Annotated in this window: 1 protein-coding gene; it reads left to right on the top strand. The window is 70.0% G+C overall.

Annotated elements, in window-relative coordinates; genetic code table 11:
• The first annotated feature begins 303 nt into the window (after window positions 1-303).
• Window positions 304-936, top strand: coding sequence for a hypothetical protein (locus FVW27_RS16590; protein ID WP_167127268.1), 633 nt, complete (start codon window positions 304-306; stop codon window positions 934-936).
• Window positions 937-1157: the final 221 nt, after the last annotated feature.

Raw genomic sequence — 1157 nt, 5'->3', positions numbered from 1 at the left:
GCCGCGTCGGGCGACGCCTCGGCGGCGGTCAGCCATCTGCGCACGGCACTGGCCCGCCTTGCCGCCGTGCTGCGCCAGTAGCATTCCGCCGCACGACTGACGCCTGCCTCCGGAACGCGCGCCCATCCCCCCTCCGCATCCGCGAGTACCTGCCGCTGCCTGGCGGTGCCCCGCTTCACCACCGGCAACCTGACAAGCCAGACACCCAGGCATGCCGGGCGGTCTAAAGCAAAACCACATCTGGCCGATGAAGTTTCCGACGGGGTGCGCCACTCCGTCGCGACTCTTTCGGAAGGTAGTCCCATGCTTTGCCGTTCTCGTACATTCCGAGGCTATGCCCGCGGCCTGCTGCTGGCCGTGGCCCTGACCGCTTCCGTTCCCGCCGCCCCGGGCCTGTGCGGTCCGGCGGCAACGCCGCCGCCGCGCAACGTGCCCGACAAGCCCTTTGCCGATACCCGCTCCGGGCGCTCCGTCAGCGAACCCGATGACTGGAGTCGCCTGGCCACGGCCACGGCCTTGCGGGTGTACAAGGCCCTGGACGACCGCAGGGACCTGGTGGCCCTGCCCATCCGCATCACCCCGCCCAACGCACGGCCCTTCGCACTGGCCTACCAGAACCTGCTGGCCACCGAACTGGTGTCGCGGGGGATGCAGGTTACGCTGGCGCCGGAGGCCGATTCGGTGGATCTGGATTTCGCGGTGCACGCCGTGCCCGTGGGGGCGCAACGGCCCGTGACCGATGCGGTCGCCAACCCCGGGGCCAAGTGGGAAGTGGTGCTGACCACCACCATGTGGCACGGCAACCGCTACGTCATTCATACGTCGGACGGATTCGTGGTGCGCGGGGACGAGCTTGGCAAGTACGTGGACCCCGACGCGCCCGGCCACACCGTGCGGCCCTTCCGGCCGCGCAGCGTGCCCATGGTCAACAGGTAGGGCGCACAGATCAGCCGAAAGCACGAGTGCGGAATTTCCGCCGCGCTTTCGCAACAGCACAGACCGGGAGGCGACGCATGTCCGCATCCAGCAAATATTCCAAGCCGTTTCGGGCCGCGCTGCCCACGGCGCTTGTGGCAGGGCTGGTGGCCCTGGCCCTGCACGCCGTACCGGCGCTGGCCGATGCCGGTCCCGTGGGGGCCGCAGCGCGCCAGCCCGCC

This window comes from Nitratidesulfovibrio liaohensis (assembly GCF_011682075.1).
GTDB lineage: Bacteria > Desulfobacterota > Desulfovibrionia > Desulfovibrionales > Desulfovibrionaceae > Cupidesulfovibrio > Cupidesulfovibrio liaohensis.
This window is presented reverse-complemented; position numbering and strand designations above follow the sequence as displayed.